Raw genomic sequence first — 22,326 nt, 5'->3', positions numbered from 1 at the left:
CGGATGAGAGTATATTAATTTTCTACATTCGGTAAAAAACGATAGCCAACACCCGGCTCTGTTTCTATGTAGCGAGGGTTGGATGGATCATCACCCAATTTGGTTCTCAGGCGAGCAATAAAAATTCGTAAATAGTGAGTATCTTCCACGTGAGTTCCGCCCCAAATTTCGCGCAGCAATTGTTGCTGGGTTACCAAGCGACCGGAGTTGTTGATCAAACGTTTTAATAATTCAAATTCTTTGCGTGAGAGTTTTGCGACTTCACCATCGACAGTCAGTTTTCGCTCTTGCAGGTCGATAAGCACGCGCTCATCCTGATACTTATGTACGCTCTCAACACTTGGACCGAATGCTTTTATCAGTCCACGAATTCGCGCCAACAATTCCTGGATGCCAAAAGGTTTTACAACGTAATCATTAGCACCTGCATCCAGTGCCTGCACAATTTCAGTTTCGCGATTGCGCACCGACAACACAATAATGGGTTGATGGAAAAAATCGCGCAGCTTTTTGAGTACGACTTGCCCATCCAGATCCGGCAAACCCATGTCCAAAATTATAAGGTCAGGTGTTTCTTCGGCCGCTAAGGCCAAGCCTTGGCGGCCGGCATCGGCCTCAAGAATGGTATAGCCTTGGGCTGTTAAACCAATTTGCAGGAATCGACGAATTTGTGGTTCATCGTCAATGATTAAAATTTTGCTCATAATGACTCCGTTTTACGGGGGAGTATAAACAGCGTGTACTCAGGGCTGTGTTATATCGCTGTTAAATCTTTATTCTTCTGATTTTGGTAATTCTTGTTCTTGCTGGATGGCCAGCGGAAGCTCAATGCGAACGCAGCAGCCGGGATTATGCTTGTCGCCGATACGCTTGGGGTTAGCATGAATGCTAACACGCCCACCGTGAGCCATGATCATCCCTTGGCAAATAGTTAAACCAAGGCCGCTGCCAGAACGGCGTCTATCGCCTTTTTCTGCGGTATGGAATCGCTCAAATACCTTTTCGCGCTCCTCTTCAGGAATTCCTGTGCCTTGGTCGGCGATAGCGATAACGATTTTGTCATCTTCTTTTTTGCAGTCGATATCAATACTAGCGCCCTTGGGTGAAAATTTAATGGCGTTATCGATAACATTAAAAATCGCTTGCTCCAGCAATGCGGCATGCACATAGAGTGGTGGCAATTGTGGATCTATATCTTCTTTCAAGTAGTTTTGAATGAGCAGCGGCTTCAAGCGTTTTTTAACCACGCTCATAATCTCTTCTACGCTCACCCAGTCACATTCAAGTTGTAACTGACCAAATCCCAATTTGGTCATATCCAATAAATTTTGCGTGTAGCGGTTAAGGCGTTCAGCCTCTTCCAATACGGTACTTAATAATTCTTTCGTTTGCTGCTTATCCAAATGATCGCCCAATTCGATCACCGTTGAGGTAGCACCGATCATGGTCGTCAGCGGGGTGCGAAAATCATGCGAAACAGATGAGAGCAGGGCAGAGCGCAAGGCTTCATTTTCTTTCGCGATTTTTTCTTTCTCCAAGTCCGCAGCCAAGCGTGTACGTTCCAGAGAAATATTTACCTGATGTAACAACAGTAAAAAAATATCCTTAGGTAAGTCCTGAATATTTTCAGTGGCGATGCGCAACAAACCGATCACTTGTTTGGAGTTATGAAGAAAATACACATCGTGCTCTTCTTCAAGTTGCGGGATTTGAGTAATGACGTCAGGCGTTAAGCGCAAAACCAGCAGTTCTTCCAGATAGGTTTTGCGCAAGTTAGTCAAACGGCGAATCATCGGGTGGGTTGCCCAGTTATCAGTATGCGTAATGAGCACACAGTGTTCATGCCAGGGTTTGAGTGCATCGCGCATAGCGGCGATAACATCTTCGGTATTAATGGCCTTGGGCAAGCGCTCCAATAATTCTAACTCAATATCGGTCATAAACTCGCGCATGCGAATTTTTTGGACATTCTTTTTATGCTTGGTGGCCATATAGCCCACCAAAACGGAGGTTAACAAAAAGAGCAAAATAGTTAATAGATCTTCGTCCTGATGAATCATGATTGATCCATAAGGCTCGGCAAAAAAGAAAGAGAATGCGAAAAAGCTGGAAAGTGCGTTGATGATCGCCAGCTCAACAGTCACGTTAATGGCGATAAATACAACCATCACGATATACAACAAGGGGACGTTGGCTTTTGGCAGGTAATCAGTAATTAAAAATGCGATGGGCGTTAGCAACCAGGGAAACAGAATTCCGATTGGATACGCAAATTTACGGAGTACTTTTTCGGCGTTCATCATGCGCGCCAGAATGCAGGAGAGAAGAGCACAAGAATCGTTAAAAACTCCAAACGACCGAGCAGCATTCCGGCTGATAGCGCCCATTTTGCGGTTTCACTTAAGCTGGAGAAATTACCTGCTGGGCCAATCACCGGGCCTAATCCAGGCCCTACATTCATGACCGCCGTAGTTGCACCAGTAACACTGGTAACTAAATCCAGGCCGGTGAGCGCCAGAATGATCGCAATCACAACCAAGCATGCCATCATCAAAAACATATAAGAAATGGAGGAGGCGATAATTTCTGAGCTGATCAGGCGATTGTTGTAGCGGCGACTGATAATTGCTCGCGGGTGAATTGCGGTCATAATTTGTTCTTTTACCAAGCCGCCAAATATCTGCAAACGAAATACTTTAATGCCGCCACTGGTAGAGCCTGAGCAGCCCCCTACAAAGGTGACAAAGAAAAAAATAATCAGCGCCAAAGGTCCCCAGAGCTGATAATCGCCAGATGCAAATCCCGTTGTGGTCACTACCGAAACAAGATTAAAACAGGCCATCGTAAGTGCCCTGAACGGATCCATTTGCCCGCTAATAATCAATTGCGCCGTTAAAATAATTGTAGTGATGCCTACCACCCAGAGTAGGCCGCGTACCTGGGTGTCTCTAAAGACAATGAATTTTTTATTGATCAGTAACCGCACAAATAATACGAACGGAAATGCACCTGCGAGCATAAAAACAATTGCGATCCAGTGAATGAGCAAACTCTCAAATTGTGCGAACGAGCTGTCCGAAGTAGAAAAGCCACCGGTTGATACGGTCGTCATTGCATGATTAACCGCATTGAAAAAATCCATTCCAGCCAACCAAAAGGCCAAGCAGCAAATAACCGAGAGCGCGATATAGCAGTAGATAATCATCGCCATCAAGCTTTGCGCGCGCGGCATGGCTTTATCTGACCAGTCCGAGGATTCCGTTTTAAACAAACGCATACCGCCTACGCGCAAAAAAGGCAGTACCGCGATGGCCATACCGATAATCCCGACACCACCAATCCAGTTCAACATGGAGCGCCAGAGCAAAATATCTTTTGGCAAGGCATCCAGCCCGGACATGACCGATGATCCTGTCGAGGTGACACCCGATACGGCTTCAAACACCGCATCGGCGAGGGTTAATGGGTGATCGATAAGAATAAAGGGGAGGGCGCTAAACAGGGATATACCAGTCCAGGCAATTGAGGTAATCAAAAATACCTGTCTCGGCTGCATATAATCCAAACGGGATTTTTTGCCGATCAATAAAAAACCAATACCAACCAAGCTGGTGATAGTCGCTGAAGAGAAAAAGGCGAGTTGATTGTCGCTGTTGTAAGCAATTGACAGAGCCAGCGGCACCAGCATGAATAACGCGAGAATGTTCAGGATTGCGCCCAAAATCAGCAGCGTAGGTCCTAATAGTTTCATAGTGCTCAACTTTTTATTGTCGATTAAATATTGTCGATTAAAAATGCAGCAGGGCTTGGATGCATTCTAAACGCTATACCGACAAGAGCCTATGGGGCGACCATATATATTTCGCAAAAGCTCGGTTTTGCGGAATACCCAGCCTAGTAGGGCTGGGTGATATCCGCATAAATTAATGTGACGTAAAGGTTCACAATGTGCGGCGATTGCTGCATAAAAATGGTCAGGTCAGTTTCAATACCCAAACTATGCAGTTCCGCTCGACGCTCATCCATATAGCGCGCAGCAGCGCGTTCGAGTATATCGCGGAACACAAGCGGCTTTTGGAAGCGAATTTGCGGGTTGTTGATACAAAACTGGGTATAGGCATAGAGTGCTTCTACTACAGCGCTTTTGTAATACGCAGGGTAGAGCTGATGCGTTAGCTGGTCGATCAGATGCGCAAAGCTTTCTTCGCCCGGAGTCATAGACTGGCGAATGGTTTTGCAGTCTAGATGGAAACTTCCACCGGTTGCATTGCTGAACACCAGCGTTTGAGCAAACATCAAACCATGCCAAATGTCTTTCAAAAAATTAGCATCGAAATGAGTAATTAAACCGCGCGCGGTACGCCACTCAAGCCAATCTGTGTCCATCGCATCAGAAAGCACCGGATTTTCATCGTCAGTGCTGTCATTGCGATGAATTTTATAAGGCGTGATATGGTTGATGCCTTGAGAAAATACTTTCTTGCGCGAAGTGAGAATAGAGCGAATTTTTTTATACAACTTCGCGGGTGACTGCAAGCCTAACCATTCCAGCATGCTCACATCTTCGGCATCACCTTTATCCATTCCGCATAGCAGCATGAAGTTGCGCAACTGGACGGAATGCAAACCATCAAACAAGCTAGGTTCAGAGCGAATTAATGAACCGATTGCTGAAATTAATTCCTGGACCAAGGTGCGCTCAAGTAAATCAGGAAATAGCTGCCGTACACTTTCAAAGTAAGTGGCATTTGAAAATGATTGATCTACTTTAATTTCGGTGTGGTTATTGTCACCCACAGTGATAGTTAAGTTGCGTGCTGCAAGTAGGGTTAAACTGTCGGCCAAGTCAGTTAACGTATAATTCAGCTGTGAAAAACAAAAGCGAGCCAACAGCCAGTAATTTACTTTTTGCGAGCGAAAGAAAATATCGCGGATTAAATCTTTCAAAGTAATGGTTTCACCATTAGCACCTATGTTATCCGCAAGCTTTCGCTCTTTTACGTACTGGGAAAATTTACGGTAGGTGATGATGTCACTCTCCGTATAAAAGTGTTCCAACAATGCCGCTGCTTTTGGTTCCAGCTGCGCAGGTTGCAGTCCATCATTTTCCTCGCTGCGCGCGCGCATTTGATTGCTCATGGATGGAACATGAAAGTAGGGGATAGTTAATTGATTCACTCGCGATGCGCGATACGCAAGATTAGCCGACGCATAACCAACGTATTCCTGTTCCGTGCGCAACTGATACGCACGCAAAGTGGCATATAACAACTCTGCGTTTGGCACTTTGTAAAAACGATGATCCATCAGCAAAGTAAATACGGCCACTTCGGAACTGAGCCAATTTTTATAAATAAACTGAATTTCCTGAACTAACGTTTCGATAACCCATTGCGCATCATAACGGCGATAATCTTCGCGTTCGCTCTGCAGCCATGAAAGACTCAAATACACCTTATTATTAATTTCATAGGTTTGCGATGTTGCCAAACTCTGCACGCGTCGACGTGGGCGGCCAGTTAATCCCAAAGATTTATTTTCACCTACATGTGCATAGGCTTCCATCAAACTGGATGCTGATAAAACGCCCATAGGTTTAATATCTTGCAAGGTTTCCGCGATCACTCCGTGTTTTGCCAAGTGCTGTTTGATCGCTTCATTTTCGGCCAAAACCACGAGCGCGATATTCGATTTGATAAAGCGGGTAGAGCGGCGACGCATTTTTAAGGGATCAAGATCATCCGTGCTTACCAAGCCTTCATCTAACATCAACCCAGTCAGATACAAGCTTTGCGCCCACACCAAAGGAATGTTTTCGTTGGGTACGCGTGTTTGTGAACGAGGATTTTTCTTTTCTGCTTCGATATTTTCTAGTGGCAAATAATAAAGTTCTGGCAGCAAACCTATGCCATCCACGTGAACCATCAATGATTCAAGTTTTTTACGATAATATTTTGCAGTTGCTTCGCTACCATCAAATAAGGCGCTGATGTACAGATAGGTAAAAAAGAGCGGCCACTCGGACTCAACATTGGCAAAGTTGCCTAACTCATCGTGCTCATAGTAAATACGCGAACTTTCTTCAAGGACAGTTTGATGGCCATCCCATAAAAAGCGTTTGCACCCATAATTGCCGCCGAGTTTGGTTAATACTGAATCGCGTGTTTGCGTTGCCAATGTTTCTTTACCGACGGCAAATGCAGGAAAACCAATAATGCTAAGCAATGCACTATCTGTTTCTTTCGAGAGAGATTCGCGCGGCAGCAGTGAGGCCAGGGTGGTTCTGGCAAGCGAGATAGCATCGGCAATAACATGAATGACGGCGCGCTTATCACCGTCTTTGCCGAATAAATTGAATCCATCCAGCGCTTGCAACGCAGCTTTAGCCATGCCGACTGAGCTGGCATTAATTTCAGTTTTTCCGTTATTGACTTTATTGCCACGCTCCCAGATTCCGTAATCAGGTGTGCGGTAGGCGCTGGCGATGTAATACACCAGGTTTTGCACAAAATCGACTTCATCGTGTGTGCAAACAATCCGCAGCCCTGAGCCGCTCATTTGAGCGAGCATCAGCAAGAAAACCGATGTGGCATCAATTTGCAAATGCCCCCAAGCATCATCGGCAACTACGGGCAACCCTGTTGCCGTATCGTATTTCGCATGCAGGGCATCGCCATTTTTCAGTGAGTGCTTAAAGCTCTCAACTTTCTGTGCCTGACGCATCATGGACTGCAGCAGGCCGCGCATAAGTTTGATAGTAGATTGTTCCAACCGATCGCTTTTGTAATCTTCGCCTTGATGCTTAAGCGCCATACTCAGCGTCCATACGCAGACAATGGAGTAAACGTTATCGCGCACCCATGCGTCGGTGTAATCACCATGATTATTAATTGCTGTACTTGCAGGAAGCAGCCCGGTAACCGGGTGCTGTTTACTGAGAATGACTGTTTCGACTTCAGCGTATATACGCTCTAACAGTTGCTTATGCTTCATAAGGGGGATCGTCAACGAAGGCGAGGAGTGCCATCTGACTTAACAGTCAATCTACGAGTGAGATACAACTAGCTGATTTAATTGATAACACTCAATTTAACATAATATACATTATGCGCAATCCTGTATTATCCAGTCAGCAAGAGTCAGATGGCAGATTCCTCGGGATTTAACATTTTTACCACCAACAATCTGATGATTATAGCTATCAGGCGCTGGCAACCATTTCAAATAGCTCGCTTTCCAATGGCGTTTTTGGGGCTGCATGCAACATGTCGGTCAACTGTTTTGCCGCTTCTTCACCCAAATTATCCAATTCAACACCAAACCCGTGTTCCGTGGTATGCATAACAATGGAATCAAATCGATAACGTTGCAACTTTTGTGGACTGCGATTTACCAGAATCTCAATCCCCAATTGCTGCAGTGGCTTAACGTTGGCTAAGTCTGACTCGATATACAAGCCATAACGGGTGCCGTTTTTGATTCGACCAATGGCTACGGGAGTATCGTATTGATAGATTAAAATTTTAATGTCGGCTGGATAGCGTGCGCTGCATCTGTGTTCCATAGCGATACCTATAGATGGTTGAGTGATGATTTTATGGCTCTATTAACTCTTGGCTGACAGCGCAGCTAGCTCAAGCGTTGATAGGCTGTTAGTAGTTGCCGAATACGATCAGCAAGTGCGGGGTCAACTTGATCCCACGAAAATGTCCACACCCAATTTTTATCCGTTGTACCAGGCATATTCATCCTGTGCCTTCCATCCAGCTCCAAAAAATCTTGCATGGGAATGATTGCCATGCGCCCTACAGATGCCAGCGCTGCTTCAATCATCAGCCACGGCATCTCATCAGTCGAGTTAAAACAATATTCTTTTAATTGTTTGCGATTCGCCTCAGTTAGCGATTCATACCAACCAATTGTCGTGTCGTTGTCATGCGTCCCCGTGTAAATAACATCATCGCGTGTGTGATTGTGCGGCAAATGTGGATTGGTCGTATTGCCATCAAAGGCAAACTGCAGCACTAACATGCCAGGCAATTTGAATTGGTTGCGTAACGCTTCAACTTCGTCGGTAATTACTCCTAAATTTTCGGCTACCAAAGGTAGATCGGGATATTTTTCTCGGCATGCTTTCAGAAATGCCTCACCGGGTGCTTTAACCCATTTACCCAAGCGCGCATCATGACTCTTTCCCGGAATTTCCCAATAGGCTTCCAACCCACGAAAGTGATCAATACGAATCAAATCAAACAATTGCAATTGTGTTTGTAAGCGCGATAACCACCATTGAAAACCGTCAGCCTCCATTACATCCCACGCATAATGTGGATTGCCCCAATGCTGCCCGGTTTCTGAAAAGTAATCCGGTGGAACACCGGCAACAGTTAATGGATTGCCCAATTCATCAAGCTGAAAATAATGTTGCTGAGCCCATACATCAGCGCTGTCGTGACCGACAAAAATTGGAATGTCGCCAAACAGACTAATACCCTTTTTGTTGGCGTAGTCCTTTAAAGATAACCACTGCATGAAAAATGCAAATTGCTCAAAAAAAATTGCATCAATTTCAGTTTTTAATTGGTTTCGATATTTATCGAGTTCAGGCTCATCTCTTTGGCGCAATTCCATCGGCCAAGTAATCCAGGAGACGTTATTAAATTCATTGCGTAACACACTGAATAACGCAAAATCTTCCAACCAATAATGCTGGTCCGAGCAAAACATTTGAAATTTTTCACGTGTACCCTCTGCTGCGGGAGACGCTAAAAACTCATAAAAAGAGGCAGCCGCTTTTTTACGGGCATCAGCTAAAGAAGATTCTTTTACAAGAGTTAAGTCCCCTGCCCTTATCCAACCTTTTTCAACCAGCCAATCAAGACTAATTAAATCAGGGTTACCCGCATGCGCAGAAATGGATTGATATGGAGACATATCTGCCTGCGTTGGGCCTGTTGGCAGCATTTGCCAAACACTTAGGCCTGCTTTTGCAATGAGATCAATAAAATAATAGGCGTCTTTTCCTAATGTGCCATAGGCTTTTTCGGCACGCTCACCCCAACAACTTTCTGAACAAGGTAGCGATGTAGGATGCAATAAAACACCTGCGGTTCGCTTTTGAAAAAGTGGCGATTGGTCGGCCATTAATGCCCTTCCCTTTTATCCGTGAAAAAATATTAATGAGTATGTTTCAATAATATTGCAGGGCAATTAATTTGCATGGCCTTGCCGCATCACACCGCCTGTAGCTGGATCACCTCCACCAATACTGATTACCTGATTAATATAGGCAGGTGCAGGCTGCTCGATGAGTGCGTATAAATTCATTAAGTGACGACGGTATAAATACTCAAAGTCGCTAACACTTTGTGACGGGTTGTAATCGCCAAACCACCAAAACCAATCAGAGCCTTCACAGAGTGCCAATTGTTTTTCGATTTGCGCTATTTGCGATGGAGAAAAACCGCCCTTGCTGAGTGCGAAATCGACAGCCTGTTTTGCATCGCACAACATATCCCAACCGCGATTTTTGTCTTTATCGCCAATCCAGGTTGAGAAGGTTCCATAGACCCAACTTCCTGCCACCAAATGCGGCATAGCAACTGGCGTGGGTTGTTGCTGATCCAATACTTCACTGTAGGTTGCCAACTCCAGCTGCGGATGATTAGTCAACCTTTCATAAAGTGTGTGCAAGAAGTGATAAGCATTTTCGGGGAAATATTCCCACGCATTTTCACCATCCATAATGACGGAAATAACGGTATTTTTTTCATCGTTACTTGCATTGGCAATATTCACCATATGATTCAACAAGTCGCCAACGGCATCGTCTGAATGCCAAGTGGCATATTTAAAACCGATCAAATCGGATAGCCCATCATCGCGGAAAAACGTGTTGAGTTTTACATTGGCAAATTCGTAAGCACGATGCAGTGACTGATGATCATTGCGGATTTGCTCGGCAACGCTTCGGTTTTCTATCGCGCGAAGGCTATTGTGCAACACTGAGTCACCGGTGGCCGCCCAATCGAATTTTGCTTCAGCCAAAAGCCGCAAGGTTTCATCACTCAAGGAACCTTCTGACGCCCAACAACCGCGTGGACGTTTGCCAAAATATTGCTCGAAAGTTTTAAAGCCTTCATGCAAATGCCATTTCGCGCGATTACGACCGTCGGGGTAAAACGCCGCATTGGGCAGACTCACATCAGGCATTGCTTCTTTGGCGCTGTTTAAATCGATCATCAGCGGAATGATGGGGTGTGCATATGGACTCATGCACAATTCGATTTGCCCAGATTCGGCGAGTTTGCGATAGCGTGGGCCAATAGAAGCAATCAACTCACCGATAATGGCTAATAGCTCTCGTCGATCCTCAAGCGAATAATGGCGCTCTTTTTTTTGTAAGCGTTGAATGCGTTCATCTGCGCGGCGCGGAATTTCTGCTAACCAGCTCAAGTGATACCAGACACCTAAATCAATCAAAAACTGCTCATTCAAGTAGCGGCTGATAAACGGTTTTTCATCGAAAGTGCCAACAACATTTGCCAGTTCGTTGTAAGCAGGAAAGCGCTCGATCATACGTTCGCGATTAGCGCGTAAATATTTTTTTGCCAAATCAGTAAAAGCCATTGTGCCCGGCGCAGGTAAGACCGGATCAACCAATGATGCAAGTACAACATCTTTAATTTTTTTACTCTGATCTTTTAAATGAGCTGAAATCTGTTTGGCGTAGTCATCGAGTTGTTCTAACAAAATTGGTGCAAAATTTACAACCGCTTTGGCGGCTGGCTGCGCCTCAATATGCGCAGCCATATCAACATAATCTTTAATGGCATGAAGGTAGGTCCAGGGAAAATAATATTCGCCCGTTACAATATCGCGATAATCGGGCTGATGCATATGCCAGAGAAATACGACCTTCGTTTTGCCATTGTTAGCCATTGATATCATCCTGTCCTAGCATGTCGGGAGTAACCAGCACTACGCCTTTGGGGGAAACGAAGAAGCGTTTTTTGTCAGCTTCAAGATCATATCCAATGACTGTGCCCTCTGGGATTTTGCAGCGGCGATCAATTAATGCTTTGCGAATTTTGCAGCGACGCCCTACTTCTACGCTTGGAAATAAAACTGAATCTTCAATTTCACAATAAGAGTGCACACGCACACGGGGAAATAGTAGCGAGTGTTTAATTGCTGAACCGGAAATGATGCAACCACCAGCAATTAATGAATCGACTGCATAACCACGGCGGCCTTCATCATTAAAAACAAACTTTGCGGGAGCAACTTGCTCTTGGTGTGTCCAGATTGGCCAGGTTGCATCGTACAAATCCAATTCAGGTGTGATGCCGGTTAATTCAAGATTGGCTTCCCACAACGAATCTACAGTGCCCACATCGCGCCAGTAAGCATCGCCACCAGACACTGGATCGCGGAATGGAAATGCAGTGACACGATGGGATTTAATCATTGATGGAATAATGTCTTTTCCGAAGTCGTGTGATGAATCCGGATTGTCGCGATCTTTCAATAATTCGCGGAACAATACCTTAGTGCTGAAAACGTAAATCCCCATAGAAGCGAGTGCTTTATCCGTCTTCCCGGGGGTAGGCTCAGGATTTGCTGGCTTCTCAGTGAATTTTACGATTTTGTAGTCGGTGTCTATATCCATTACGCCAAATGAACTGGCAATTTCCAGCGGCACTTCAATGCAGCCAACAGTGATGTCTGCACCACGTTCTACGTGCGCTGCAATCATGGTGCCGTAATCCATTTTATAAACGTGGTCACCTGCGAGAATTAATACATACTCAGGATTGTGTCGACGAATAATGTCGATGTTTTGCAGCACCGCATCGGCAGTACCTGCGTACCAGGATTCACTCAAGCGCTGTTGTGCGGGCAACAACTCCACGAACTCGCCAAGCTCTCCACCTAAAAAGCCCCATCCGCGTTGCACATGGCGATCCAGAGAGTGTGATTTGTATTGGGTTAATACGCTGATACGGCGAATGCCAGAGTTAACACAGTTAGAGAGAGGGAAATCGATAATGCGGAATTTGCCACCGAAATGTACTGCTGGTTTTGCACGCCAGTCTGTTAGTTGATGCAATCGTGATCCACGCCCACCTGCAAGAATTACTGCCAAGGTTTCTCGCGTAAGGCGACTAACAAAACGACCCGAAGATGGTGTACTCATTAATACGTATTCCTTATGGCTATTGTGTCTGAACGATGAACATTGTGTTACAGATATACTTGAGCTGGAGCAATATCAGTGCCAATAAAGTGATACACAAAAAACTCAAGTGAAACACAAACAGTTTATGGTGCATTTGCGCAACTTGAAGCTGCTCGTTTTAAATGCAAAACCAAGTGTAGTTACAAATTTGGCACCGAATCTGCAAATGTGTTTTATGAGGCCGATTTTTTTGCAAAAAAATGGTGCAAGAAAAATGAGCTTCAACAGCTAAGCTAGTAGAGCTTGGCCGTATGACAATTTTATGTAGCCCGAAATCGGGCATAATCATTGATTTGTTAAATTTGACGCCAGAATAATTACTTAGGAATCAATTGAATGCTGAATGTGAAACAGGACAATCCCTTATCCCATGAGATGTTGCGCATTGTTACCGCTACTCACCATGATCCTTTTGAAGTACTTGGACGTCACCCTTTGGAGGGGAAAACCACAACGACAGCAGATACCTTTGTTCGCGTTTATTTACCCGGTGCACGCAGTGCCTCCTTACTAGTAAATGATCAACTACTTGCGCTGACCCGAATCGAAGGCACCGATTTTTTTGAATGGTACGGTTTGGCCAAAAACCTACCCGAACACTATTTAGTCCAGTGGTATGACCGCCACAATAATCAGCACACGGAGTTTGACCCCTACTCTTTTGCACCACAATTGGGCGATATTGATATGCACCTGTTTGCCGAAGGGCAGCATTGGAACATCTATCAACATTTGGGCGCGCACCCACGCACAGTAGATGACATTGAAGGAGTTTTATTTGCCACTTGGGCGCCCAATGCCGAGCGCATCAGTGTTGTTGGCGACTTCAATGATTGGGACGGTCGCCAACATCCTTTGCGAGTGCGCGGCGGTAGTGGTCTGTGGGAAGTATTTATTCCCGGCGTCAAAGCTGAAGCTTTATATAAGTTCGAGATCCGCAACCGCGCTACCGGTGCAGTGTTTCTGAAATCCGACCCTTATGGGCAGGCGTTTGAAATGCGCCCACTCACCAGCTCAATTGTGAAAGCGCCATCGCAATATGAATGGCAAGACGGCGATTGGATGAACAAACGCGCGCATTGGGATTGGCAGGCTGCTCCTTTGTCAGTTTATGAAATGCACCTCGGCTCATGGCGACGTGGCTGGGAAGGCGAATTCATAAACTATCGCGAGCTGGCACATCAAATTGTCGATTATGTAAAACCACTCGGCTTCACTCATATCGAAATCATGCCGGTGAGCGAACATCCGCTAGACGACTCTTGGGGCTATCAAACTACGGGATATTACGCACCTACGAGTCGCTTTGGCACGCCCGACGATTTCCGTTATTTTGTAGATTATCTTCATCGTCATGATATCGGCATTATTTTGGATTGGGTTCCTGCCCACTTTCCAAAAGATGCTCATGCCCTCGCCCGTTTCGATGGCTCCGCGCTCTATGAACATGAAGACCCGCGCTTGGGTGAACATCGCGATTGGGGCACGTTGATTTACAACTATGGTCGCAACGAAGTTCGCAACTTTTTATTAGCCAATGCACTTTATTGGTTAAAAGAGTTTCATCTAGATGGTTTACGTGTGGATGCGGTTGCCTCAATGCTGCACTTGGATTATTCGCGCAATGCCGGCGAATGGGTTCCGAATATCCACGGAGGAAATGAAAATCTGGAGGCGATGAGTTTTCTGCAAAAACTCAATGAAATTTGCCACGGGCAACATCCTGGCGCATTAGTGATTGCGGAAGAATCGACCGCATGGCCGCAAGTGACTCGTCCCACTTGGGTGGGTGGTCTCGGCTTTTCAATGAAATGGAATATGGGTTGGATGCATGACTCGCTTGGCTACATGAGCAAAGATCCAATTCATCGCCAATATCATCACAACCAATTAACCTTTGGCATGATGTACGCGTTCACTGAAAACTTTATGTTGCCCTTCTCGCACGATGAAGTTGTGCACGGCAAAGGCAGCATGATCAATAAAATGCCCGGAGATGATTGGCAAAAGTTCGCTAATCTTCGCTTGCTTTACACCTATCTCTATACTTACCCCGGAACAAAATTGTTATTTATGGGCAGCGAATTTGCACAGTGGAGCGAATGGGCGCAAAGCCGTGCACTGGATTGGCACCTGCTGGATTACGAACCGCACCGCGGACTGCAAACACTGGTGAAAGATCTCAATCATTGCTACACCAGCATCCCTTCTCTCTATCAACGTAATTTCCGTGGCGATGGATTCGAATGGATTGACTGCCATGACAGCACGCAATCGATTGTCAGTTATATGCGTAAAAGCGATAGCGAATTCACCATCGTGATTTTGAATTTCACACCCGTTACTCGCAGCAATTATCGTATTGGAGTGCCAGCAGCAGGCGCCTATCATGAAATTCTCAATTCTGATTCAGGTTTTTATGGTGGCAGTAACTGGGGTAATGCCAACCCTATTTACTCACAACCTGTGCCTTGGATGAACCATGGACAATCATTGGAAATTAATCTGCCGCCCTTGGGCGCATTGATTTTAAAATTAGCTTAATTCGTTTTTAATTAGTAATACGAAGGATCACTTATGCAGAAAATTTTATTTGCAACCAGTGAAGTTTATCCGCTGATTAAAACTGGCGGTCTTGCAGATGTGTCGGCAAGTTTGCCACGCGCGCTGTTAAAACTGGGGCACGATGTAAAAATTTTGCTTCCTGCTTATGCCAGCGTACTGGAAAAAGCATCTGCTATTGGGCTCAAACAAATAGCTCAATTTGAGATCGATGGAAAAACAATTGCAATCAAACAAACTCGCTTACCCGGTACGCGGGTGAGTGTTTGGCTCGTTGATATTCCCGAGTTTTCTGAGCGTGAAGGAAATCCTTACTGTGGCCCAGATGGAACTGATTGGTTTGACAATCACAAGCGTTTTTATTGGTTCTGCAAAACTGCTGAGTTAATTGCATTAAATCAAATCAATTTGGATTGGCAACCTGATGTTGTGCACTGCAATGATTGGCAAACTGGTTTGATTCCCGCACTCTTGTCACTTCATAGCCAGCATATTGCAAGTGTATTCACCATTCATAATCTAGCCTATCGAGGGCTTTTTTCTTATCAGGAGTTTTCCGAACTGAACTTGCCAGAAGCGTTTTGGCACCATGAACGAATTGAATTTTATGGGCACATGTCCTTTATTAAAGGCGGTTTAGCATTTGCAGATTACATAACTACCGTTAGCCCAAGTTATGCACAAGAAATACAAAGCCCTGAGTTCGGTTACGGTTTGGATGGTTTGCTGCGCTACCGCAATGACGCGCTGACCGGGATACTGAACGGTATCGATTGCGATGAATGGAACCCCGGTGCCGACCCTCACATTGTTGCCAATTACAATCGGCGTACATTAGGCAATAAGCTCAAAAATAAACTCGCCTTACAGCAAGAACTCGGGCTCGAATTAAACCCCAAAATCCCACTGTTAGGGTTTATTGGGCGGCTTGTTGAGCAAAAAGGCGTAGATTTGATTCTTGCTCAAATTGACCAGCTACTTTCATTAGATTGTCAGCTAGCAATATTGGGCAGCGGCATGACACATTATGAAGAGGCTTTTGAGCATATTGCTCAGAAATATCCGCAAAAAGTTGCACTAACAGTGGGCTATAACGAAAGGCTGGCGCATCAGATTGAAGCAGGTAGTGACATTTTTTTAATGCCATCAATCTTTGAACCCTGCGGCTTAAATCAAATGTACAGCTTGCGTTATGGTACCTTGCCGGTTGTTAATGCAGTTGGAGGGTTGCGCGATACCGTATCTGAATCACCGCTAGATGATATTGATGTAACAGGGAATGGGTTTGTATTCAGAGAAACCTTGCCAGAAAGTTTATTTGCTGCAATTGAGCGCGCATTGGCGGCTTATCAAACCCCAGCTTATTGGAAAAAACTGCAGCTGAATGCAATGGGGCAAGACTTTTCGTGGGATTCAAGCGCTAAAGAATATCTTGAGGTTTACAATAAAATCGTTTGATTAAAAAATATGCCTACACTCGGCATAAAAAAACGGGGCTGAATAATTTCCATTATTCAGCCCCGTTTTTTATAGTGAGACATTTATAGATGAGGAATCGCGGCTAAAAGTTGGCGGGTGTATTCCTGCTGCGGTGCTGAAAACACCTGTTCTGTTTCACCCTCTTCTACTAATTTTCCCTGCTGCATAACCACAACACGATCACATAGGTAGCGCACGACTGACATATCGTGTGAAATAAACAACATCGTTAAATTATGTTTTTGAGTTAACTCAAGCAACAAGGCGAGTATTTGAGCGCGAATGGTTACATCAAGTGCAGATACAGGCTCATCAGCAATAATGAGCTTAGGCTTCAATGCAATAGCACGTGCAATAGCAATACGTTGACGCTGCCCGCCAGAAAACTCATGCGGATACTTGCGAATAAAACGCCTGTCTAGGCCAACTTCATCCATCAATACATTTACTTTCTCCAACACAGATTCTTTGGTTGCCATACCGTGAACTAACATCGGCTCTGCCAATGTATCAAATACCGTCATGCGAGGATTTAAGGATGCATACGGATCCTGAAATATCATTTGTACATCGCGGCGGAGCTTTTGAAAACCGGCTTCAGGTATTGAAAGTAAGTCCGATCCATCAAAAAGAATTTGACCTGACTGAGCACCAACAAGTCGAATAATGCTTCTACCTAGTGTGGATTTTCCGGAGCCAGACTCTCCGACCAAACCTACAATTTCACCGCGCTTTATGTTGAGACTTATCTCTTCAACACCTCTGGCATAATGTTTTTTGCGATTGAAAAAGCGCCCTATGTAAGATGGAAATCCAACTTTAAGCTGTTTAATTTCAACTAAAGGCATTTCATCAATTTTTGCTGCGCTCGGTAAAGGTTTAGCTGTAGTTAAAACTGCACTCAATAATTTTTGTGTGTAAGGGTGGCGTGGCTGCTTGAAAACTTCAGCTGCCCTTCCCTCTTCTACCAATATTCCTTTTTCCATCACTAGTACATGGTCGGCCATTTGCGCGGCCACGCCTAAATCGTGTGTGATAAAAATAACAGCAAGTTTCCGATTTTTTTGCAGTTGTTTGATCAGCTCAAGAATCTGCGCCTGTACTGTTACATCCAGTGCGGTAGTAGGCTCATCTGCAATTAAAATTTCTGGTTCGGACAATAGCGCCATTGCAATCATTACGCGCTGGCGCATCCCACCTGAAAATTCATGAGGGTACTGATCAATACGTTTCTCAGGCTCACGTATTCCAACTTCAGTCAGTGCAGCAATAGCACGTTCGCGTGCCGTTTTTTTATCCGCCAGTTTATGGTGTATTAGAACTTCGGTTAATTGATCAGCGATGCGCATGTAAGGATTTAAAGATGTCATCGGGTCTTGAAAGATCATGGCGATTTTATTGCCACGAATTTCATGCAGCTCAGCCTCGCTCATCCCTAGTAAGTCTTTGCTATAAAAAAGTGCCTCACCGGATTCAATTTTCCCAGGAGGAGTTGGAATCAGCCCTAATAAAGAGTAACAAGCAACAGACTTTCCAGACCCGGACTCACCCACAATACCCAAGACTTCGCCTGCATTTAGCGAGAAACTTAAATTGTGCACAGCTTGGGTTTTACCATTGCGGGTATTGAAAACTATGCGCAAATTTTTTACGGACAATAACGGCTGATTTGACATAATTAATCCTTGGATGCTTTGGGGTCTAAGGCATCGCGCAATCCGTCGCCAAGGAAATTGAGCGAAAACAACGTCATGGTTAACACCAAACCGGGGAAGATAAGTAGCCAGGGATACTCTTCCATAGTTTCAACACCGCTAGAGATAAGTGATCCCCACGAGCTTGCAGGTGGTTGAACACCAAGACCTAAAAAACTGAGGAAGGATTCAAGCAAAATAACACTGGGGATCGTCAAGGTTGTATAAACAATAACGGGGCCAAGAACATTAGGAATTAAATGCCGGGTAATAATTCTCCACGGCGACAGCCCCATAGAAACAGCAGCTTCTACGAACTCCTGTTTTTTGATTGTTAACACTTGCCCTCGAACAATTCGGGCCATAGTCAACCATTCAACCGCGCCTATTGCTAAAAATAACAAAAGCAAACTACTACCAAAAACTACGGTGAGTAAAATAATAAAAATGGTAAATGGTAATGCATAAAGGCCATCAACAATTCGCATCAGAATAGAGTCCACTTTGCCACCAACAAATCCGGCAATTGCTCCCCATAGAACGCCAATAGTTAATGCAACGGAAGTTGCGATGAATCCCACTGCTAACGAAATTTGGCTGCCATACATAATACGAGTTAATTGATCTCGCCCAAGAATATCAGTACCCAACCAATGTTGGGCAGAAGGTGCAGATGCGCCAAGTGCGAGGTTTTGCTCCTCGTAGGAGAAAGGTGCAATCCAAGGGGTCAATACGGCAACGACAATAAGTAGCAATAAAAAGTACATACTAATCATCGCCATTTTATTTTTACGCAAACGAATAATTGCGTCCTGGGTGAGCGACCGCCCTTTTTCAAGATGGGAAAAATCAGCTGTGTTGGTTATATCAGTCATAATTAACCTCTTGCCTCCAACTCTTGTCGCAATCTTGGATTTAGCCAAACTTGCACAATATCTGCGAGCAAATTGAAAACAATAATAAGGAAAGCGAAGAAAATGGTGCAGCCAAGAATCATGGTGTAATCACGATTAAATGCTGCCATCACATAAAATCGCCCCAAGCCTGGAACCTGAAAAATTGATTCAACAACAAAGGAACCTGCAAGCAATCCGGCAATTGCTGGCCCCAAGAATGAAATGACAGGAGTTATGCCGCCGCGCAATGCATGAACAAAAACAATGCGTAATGTCGATAAACCCTTCGCGCGTGCGGTGCGAATATAATCTTGCGAGAGGACTTCCAGCATTCCACCGCGAGTAATGCGCGCTATATAGGCTGCATATACTGAACCCAAGGTGACGGATGGTAGGACTTTATCACCGGGTATTTGTCCCCAGCCTGCAACCGGTAGCCACTGAAGCCAAATTCCAAATATCAATAATAATATCGGGCCTAACACAAAGGTCGGCATACAAATGCCAATCATTGCAGTAGACATAGGTGCATAATCAAAAAAAGTATTTTGTTTTATCGCAGCCAAAATACCGGTAGGCAAACCAACAACAAGCGCGAAAAGAATTGCATACAGCGATAGCTCTAGAGTGGGCGGTAAACCTGCAGCAATCAATTCCGTAACTGAGTGGCTTGCGTATTTGAATGACGGCCCAAAATCACCTTGAATCAAATTCCCCATGTAATCGACATATTGCTGCCACAAAGGATCATCAAGGTGATAGCGTTTATTAAGCTGAGTCATGACCTCTGGTGGAATCGCACGATCTTTATCAAATGGCCCACCCGGTGCAGCTCTAACCATAAAAAAAGTAACGGTCGCAACTAATAATAAAACGGGAATTGCTTGCAATATTCGCTTAATAATAAACAACAGCATAGATTATTCTGCCTTGGTTGAATTAGGTTCAAGATACAGATGTTTGTAGGAGTAATAATCCAATATGTTTTGGTGGTACCCCTTTAGCTGTGTTGAAATAAGATTATTGGTTGTGTAGTTGTAGAGCGGAATAATTGGGACTTCATCCAGCAAAAGTGATTCTGCTTGCTGAAAAACTTCATATCGCTCTTCTTTATTGGAAAGAGTGGCGGCCTTTCGAATCAAATTATCGTATCTTTTATTTTTCCATCCAGTTTTGTTGTCGCCGCTAGTGCTGGTAAGCATTTCTAAAAATGTATTTGGATCTATGTAATCCCCCACCCACGCTAAGCGGGCAATGTTGTAATTTAAATTTTTGACTTCATATAAATATACTTTCCATTCTTGGTTTTTCAATTTCACATTAATATTCAGATTTTTTTTCCACATTTGTTGAATTGCTTCTGCAATCTTCCGGTGATCTTCGGAGTTGTTATAGGTGAGTTCGGTAACCGGAAAATTTTTCCCATCTGGATATCCAGCATCAGCAAGAAGTTGGCGAGCCATTTCAACATTAAACGTTATTTGTGCCCTGGATGTGTAGCCGAGCGTGTTTGGTGGCGTTAATGCCCCTGTAGCATTTTGTACACCGTTTGTCACACTTGCTACCAAAGTTTCTCTATCAACTGAATAAGCCAAAGCTTTGCGCACACGCACGTCATCAAATGGAGGCTTGGTGACATTTAGGCCATAAAAGTAAGTGGCTATATAGGGATAGTGGTTATACTGAGGATCATTATTGGCTCGATATGCAGGCATTTTTGCGTACGGCATCCATTCAGTACGATGCAAATGCCCCGCTTTAAACATGCGTTCCTCAACCAATAACTGCTCAATTGGCATGAAGTGAATTTCGTTTAGCCGCACTTTATCTTTGTCCCAATAATAGGGATTCTTTTTGACGATCAAAGAACGCCCCGGAATCCAATCATCTAACGTAAATGCACCGTTTCCTACAAAATTCTCAGGCTTTGACCAAGGATTTGCAGGATCATCTAGGGCACCAAATTTTTTTATATTATCGGTATGAACTGGAAACAAGGCCAAATAATCGAGCAGTTGTAAAAAATACGGGGTGGGATTTTCTAACTCAATTTTTAAATGGTGATCGTCCACAGCTTTAAAACCAAGAAGGGATATATCTGCAATTTCCTTGTTGTAATACTTCTCGGCATTTTTGAAGACAAATAATGCTGTAACAGTTTCGTTGCCCAATGCGGGCATTAATCCTCGCAGCCAGCTATTTACGAAATCATGTGCAGTAACAGGATCGCCATTTGACCATTTTGCATTTTCCCTAATATGGAAAAGATAGCTCATATTATCTTCAGAAACTTCCCAGTGATCCGCCACCGCTGGAACAATTTCCAATGTCTTAGGATCTTTGGCAACCAATCCTTCATACAGAGACAACATTACCCTCTGTTCTGGCAAGCCATTAGTTCCATGAGGATCAACCCCTGTTATATCGGTACCATTCCCGTAATAGAGTATTTGTTGCTCAGAACCAATATCCACCAATGTCTTGCGCTCGCAGGCTGCAATCATGAAACAAATGAATACCAGAAATAATTGCGTTTTTTTTGGTGCAACTAAAATCATTAATTTCCTCGCTATCGGTTCCTGCTGGGGCCAATCAAGAAGCCTTTAAATACCAAACAATTTCCGCATGTTAGTACACTTCAATTTATAAAACAGCAACAGCCTCCCTCATAGCCCTAAGTGATACAGAGAGGAGCATATCCGGATGATTGGCACAAATTGGCTGTCCGATAGATGAGATCCGGCGCCCACTCCTGCAGCAACACGAATAGATGCTAAGCTTCATGTACACATATCCCGATATCGGCTCAATTAAGATCTCAACTATGCAGGACTATTTACTTACCGAAGATCAGCGCGACTGCCTTCAGGAAATCACCAACGTTGCAATGGGGCAAGCCGGGGCCCACTTGGCTCGCCTGCTGGATGTGTTTGTGGTGCTCTCTATCCCCCATGTCAGCGTTCTCAATCCCACTGATATTGCGATGGCGCTACAATCTTTGAATCGCGACAATCCTGATGACATAGTGCATGGTGTGTGCCAAGGTTTTATTGGTGGCGGCATTGCAGGTGAAGCAATGCTGATTTTCCATGAAACTGACTTTGATGACTTAGCCAAACTACTTAAGTATGAGCGTATCGAAAATGAGCAAGCACAATATGAGCTGCTTATGGATACTGCCAACATATTAAATGGCGCGTGCTTGCGAGGTTTGGCTGAGCAGCTGGACACACACTTTAGTTTTGGCCCGCCAATGCTATTGGGGCAGCACTGCAACATCGCAGACCTGCTCCAAAATAACACAATGAAATGGAATCAGGCACTTGTGGTAGAGATCAGCTACGCGATTGAAAATCACAAAATTAACTGTGATTTACTGCTCGTAATTGCTGAGCACTCTATTTCTGGATTAACCGAAAAACTTAACTACCTCCTTGATTAGGCTGAACACTCA

At 44.5% G+C, this 22,326-nt stretch carries 15 protein-coding genes; 3 read left to right on the top strand and 12 right to left on the bottom strand.

Features of this window, described 5'->3' with window-relative positions; all coding sequences use genetic code 11:
• Window positions 1-14: 14 nt before the first annotated feature.
• The 8 genes from SPL68_RS08750 to glgC all read right to left on the bottom strand — a co-directional run bounded on the left by SPL68_RS08750 (window position 15) and on the right by glgC (window position 12,199).
• Window positions 15-704 (bottom strand): response regulator, encoded by a 690-nt coding sequence (locus SPL68_RS08750; protein ID WP_323814710.1) that lies wholly within the window; start codon window positions 702-704, stop codon window positions 15-17.
• Window positions 705-773: 69 nt separating this feature from the next.
• On the bottom strand, window positions 774-2,303 hold the full coding sequence (locus SPL68_RS08745) for a sensor histidine kinase (protein ID WP_323814709.1): 1,530 nt from the start codon (window positions 2,301-2,303) through the stop codon (window positions 774-776).
• Window positions 2,300-3,751: a TrkH family potassium uptake protein gene (locus SPL68_RS08740; protein ID WP_323814708.1), complete on the bottom strand. Its 1,452-nt coding sequence runs from the start codon at window positions 3,749-3,751 to the stop codon at window positions 2,300-2,302. The genes SPL68_RS08745 and SPL68_RS08740 overlap by 4 nt, the downstream gene beginning before the upstream one ends.
• A gap of 143 nt (window positions 3,752-3,894) precedes the next feature.
• Window positions 3,895-6,993, bottom strand: coding sequence for a glycoside hydrolase family 15 protein (locus SPL68_RS08735; RefSeq protein WP_323814706.1), 3,099 nt, complete (start codon window positions 6,991-6,993; stop codon window positions 3,895-3,897).
• 208 nt (window positions 6,994-7,201) lie between these two features.
• Window positions 7,202-7,564: a hypothetical protein gene (locus SPL68_RS08730; RefSeq protein WP_323814705.1), complete on the bottom strand. Its 363-nt coding sequence runs from the start codon at window positions 7,562-7,564 to the stop codon at window positions 7,202-7,204.
• Window positions 7,565-7,629: 65 nt separating this feature from the next.
• Window positions 7,630-9,144, bottom strand: coding sequence for a 4-alpha-glucanotransferase (gene malQ, locus SPL68_RS08725; RefSeq protein ID WP_323814704.1), 1,515 nt, complete (start codon window positions 9,142-9,144; stop codon window positions 7,630-7,632).
• A 66-nt stretch (window positions 9,145-9,210) separates the two neighbouring features.
• A complete protein-coding gene (locus SPL68_RS08720) occupies window positions 9,211-10,941 on the bottom strand; it encodes a glycoside hydrolase family 57 protein (RefSeq protein ID WP_323814703.1) in 1,731 nt (576 codons plus the stop codon).
• Window positions 10,934-12,199 carry a glucose-1-phosphate adenylyltransferase gene (glgC, locus tag SPL68_RS08715; protein ID WP_323814702.1) on the bottom strand — a complete coding sequence of 422 codons (1,266 nt, stop codon included), beginning with the start codon at window positions 12,197-12,199 and terminating at the stop codon, window positions 10,934-10,936. The genes SPL68_RS08720 and glgC overlap by 8 nt, the downstream gene beginning before the upstream one ends.
• Window positions 12,200-12,577: 378 nt before the next feature.
• Here glgC and glgB point away from each other — a divergent pair, with 378 nt between their 5' ends.
• Complete coding sequence (gene glgB, locus SPL68_RS08710; RefSeq protein WP_323814701.1) at window positions 12,578-14,785, top strand: 1,4-alpha-glucan branching protein GlgB; 2,208 nt, start codon at window positions 12,578-12,580, stop codon at window positions 14,783-14,785.
• Between the two features lie 33 nt (window positions 14,786-14,818).
• Window positions 14,819-16,261, top strand: coding sequence for a glycogen synthase GlgA (glgA, locus tag SPL68_RS08705; RefSeq protein ID WP_323814700.1), 1,443 nt, complete (start codon window positions 14,819-14,821; stop codon window positions 16,259-16,261).
• 83 nt (window positions 16,262-16,344) lie between these two features.
• Here glgA and SPL68_RS08700 read toward each other — a convergent pair whose 3' ends face one another.
• The 4 genes from SPL68_RS08700 to SPL68_RS08685 are packed head-to-tail and all read right to left on the bottom strand — an operon-like array spanning window position 16,345 to window position 21,430.
• Window positions 16,345-17,958, bottom strand: coding sequence for an ABC transporter ATP-binding protein (locus tag SPL68_RS08700; RefSeq protein WP_323814699.1), 1,614 nt, complete (start codon window positions 17,956-17,958; stop codon window positions 16,345-16,347).
• 2 nt (window positions 17,959-17,960) lie between these two features.
• Window positions 17,961-18,851 carry an ABC transporter permease gene (locus tag SPL68_RS08695; RefSeq protein ID WP_323814697.1) on the bottom strand — a complete coding sequence of 297 codons (891 nt, stop codon included), beginning with the start codon at window positions 18,849-18,851 and terminating at the stop codon, window positions 17,961-17,963.
• A 2-nt stretch (window positions 18,852-18,853) separates the two neighbouring features.
• Window positions 18,854-19,789: an ABC transporter permease gene (locus SPL68_RS08690; protein WP_323814696.1), complete on the bottom strand. Its 936-nt coding sequence runs from the start codon at window positions 19,787-19,789 to the stop codon at window positions 18,854-18,856.
• A gap of 3 nt (window positions 19,790-19,792) precedes the next feature.
• Window positions 19,793-21,430 (bottom strand): peptide ABC transporter substrate-binding protein, encoded by a 1,638-nt coding sequence (locus tag SPL68_RS08685; RefSeq protein ID WP_323814695.1) that lies wholly within the window; start codon window positions 21,428-21,430, stop codon window positions 19,793-19,795.
• Window positions 21,431-21,696: 266 nt separating this feature from the next.
• Between SPL68_RS08685 and SPL68_RS08680 the strand changes: the two genes are divergently transcribed.
• Window positions 21,697-22,314 carry a histidine kinase gene (locus tag SPL68_RS08680; RefSeq protein WP_323814694.1) on the top strand — a complete coding sequence of 206 codons (618 nt, stop codon included), beginning with the start codon at window positions 21,697-21,699 and terminating at the stop codon, window positions 22,312-22,314.
• The last annotated feature ends 12 nt before the right edge of the window (window positions 22,315-22,326 follow it).

It is taken from the genome of Cellvibrio chitinivorans (assembly GCF_035117775.1).
GTDB classification, from domain to species: Bacteria; Pseudomonadota; Gammaproteobacteria; order Pseudomonadales; family Cellvibrionaceae; genus Cellvibrio; species Cellvibrio chitinivorans.
The sequence above is the reverse complement of the archived record's forward strand: the minus strand, read 5'-3'. Positions and strand labels throughout refer to the sequence as shown.

What these genes read in the sequence shown, in the direction of transcription:
- SPL68_RS08740 (WP_323814708.1), bottom strand. Translation starts at nt 3,751, where the DNA reads ATGAAACTATTAGGACCTACGCTGCTGATTTTGGGCGCAATCCTGAAC.
- SPL68_RS08680 (WP_323814694.1), top strand. Translation starts at nt 21,697, where the DNA reads ATGCAGGACTATTTACTTACCGAAGATCAGCGCGACTGCCTTCAGGAA.
- SPL68_RS08700 (WP_323814699.1), bottom strand. Translation starts at nt 17,958, where the DNA reads ATGTCAAATCAGCCGTTATTGTCCGTAAAAAATTTGCGCATAGTTTTC.
- SPL68_RS08720 (WP_323814703.1), bottom strand. Translation starts at nt 10,941, where the DNA reads ATGGCTAACAATGGCAAAACGAAGGTCGTATTTCTCTGGCATATGCAT.
- SPL68_RS08750 (WP_323814710.1), bottom strand. Translation starts at nt 704, where the DNA reads ATGAGCAAAATTTTAATCATTGACGATGAACCACAAATTCGTCGATTC.
- SPL68_RS08695 (WP_323814697.1), bottom strand. Translation starts at nt 18,851, where the DNA reads ATGACTGATATAACCAACACAGCTGATTTTTCCCATCTTGAAAAAGGG.
- malQ (WP_323814704.1), bottom strand. Translation starts at nt 9,144, where the DNA reads ATGGCCGACCAATCGCCACTTTTTCAAAAGCGAACCGCAGGTGTTTTA.
- SPL68_RS08730 (WP_323814705.1), bottom strand. Translation starts at nt 7,564, where the DNA reads ATGGAACACAGATGCAGCGCACGCTATCCAGCCGACATTAAAATTTTA.
- SPL68_RS08735 (WP_323814706.1), bottom strand. Translation starts at nt 6,993, where the DNA reads ATGAAGCATAAGCAACTGTTAGAGCGTATATACGCTGAAGTCGAAACA.
- SPL68_RS08685 (WP_323814695.1), bottom strand. Translation starts at nt 21,430, where the DNA reads ATGATTTTAGTTGCACCAAAAAAAACGCAATTATTTCTGGTATTCATT.
- glgC (WP_323814702.1), bottom strand. Translation starts at nt 12,199, where the DNA reads ATGAGTACACCATCTTCGGGTCGTTTTGTTAGTCGCCTTACGCGAGAA.
- glgA (WP_323814700.1), top strand. Translation starts at nt 14,819, where the DNA reads ATGCAGAAAATTTTATTTGCAACCAGTGAAGTTTATCCGCTGATTAAA.
- glgB (WP_323814701.1), top strand. Translation starts at nt 12,578, where the DNA reads ATGCTGAATGTGAAACAGGACAATCCCTTATCCCATGAGATGTTGCGC.
- SPL68_RS08690 (WP_323814696.1), bottom strand. Translation starts at nt 19,789, where the DNA reads ATGCTGTTGTTTATTATTAAGCGAATATTGCAAGCAATTCCCGTTTTA.
- SPL68_RS08745 (WP_323814709.1), bottom strand. Translation starts at nt 2,303, where the DNA reads ATGATGAACGCCGAAAAAGTACTCCGTAAATTTGCGTATCCAATCGGA.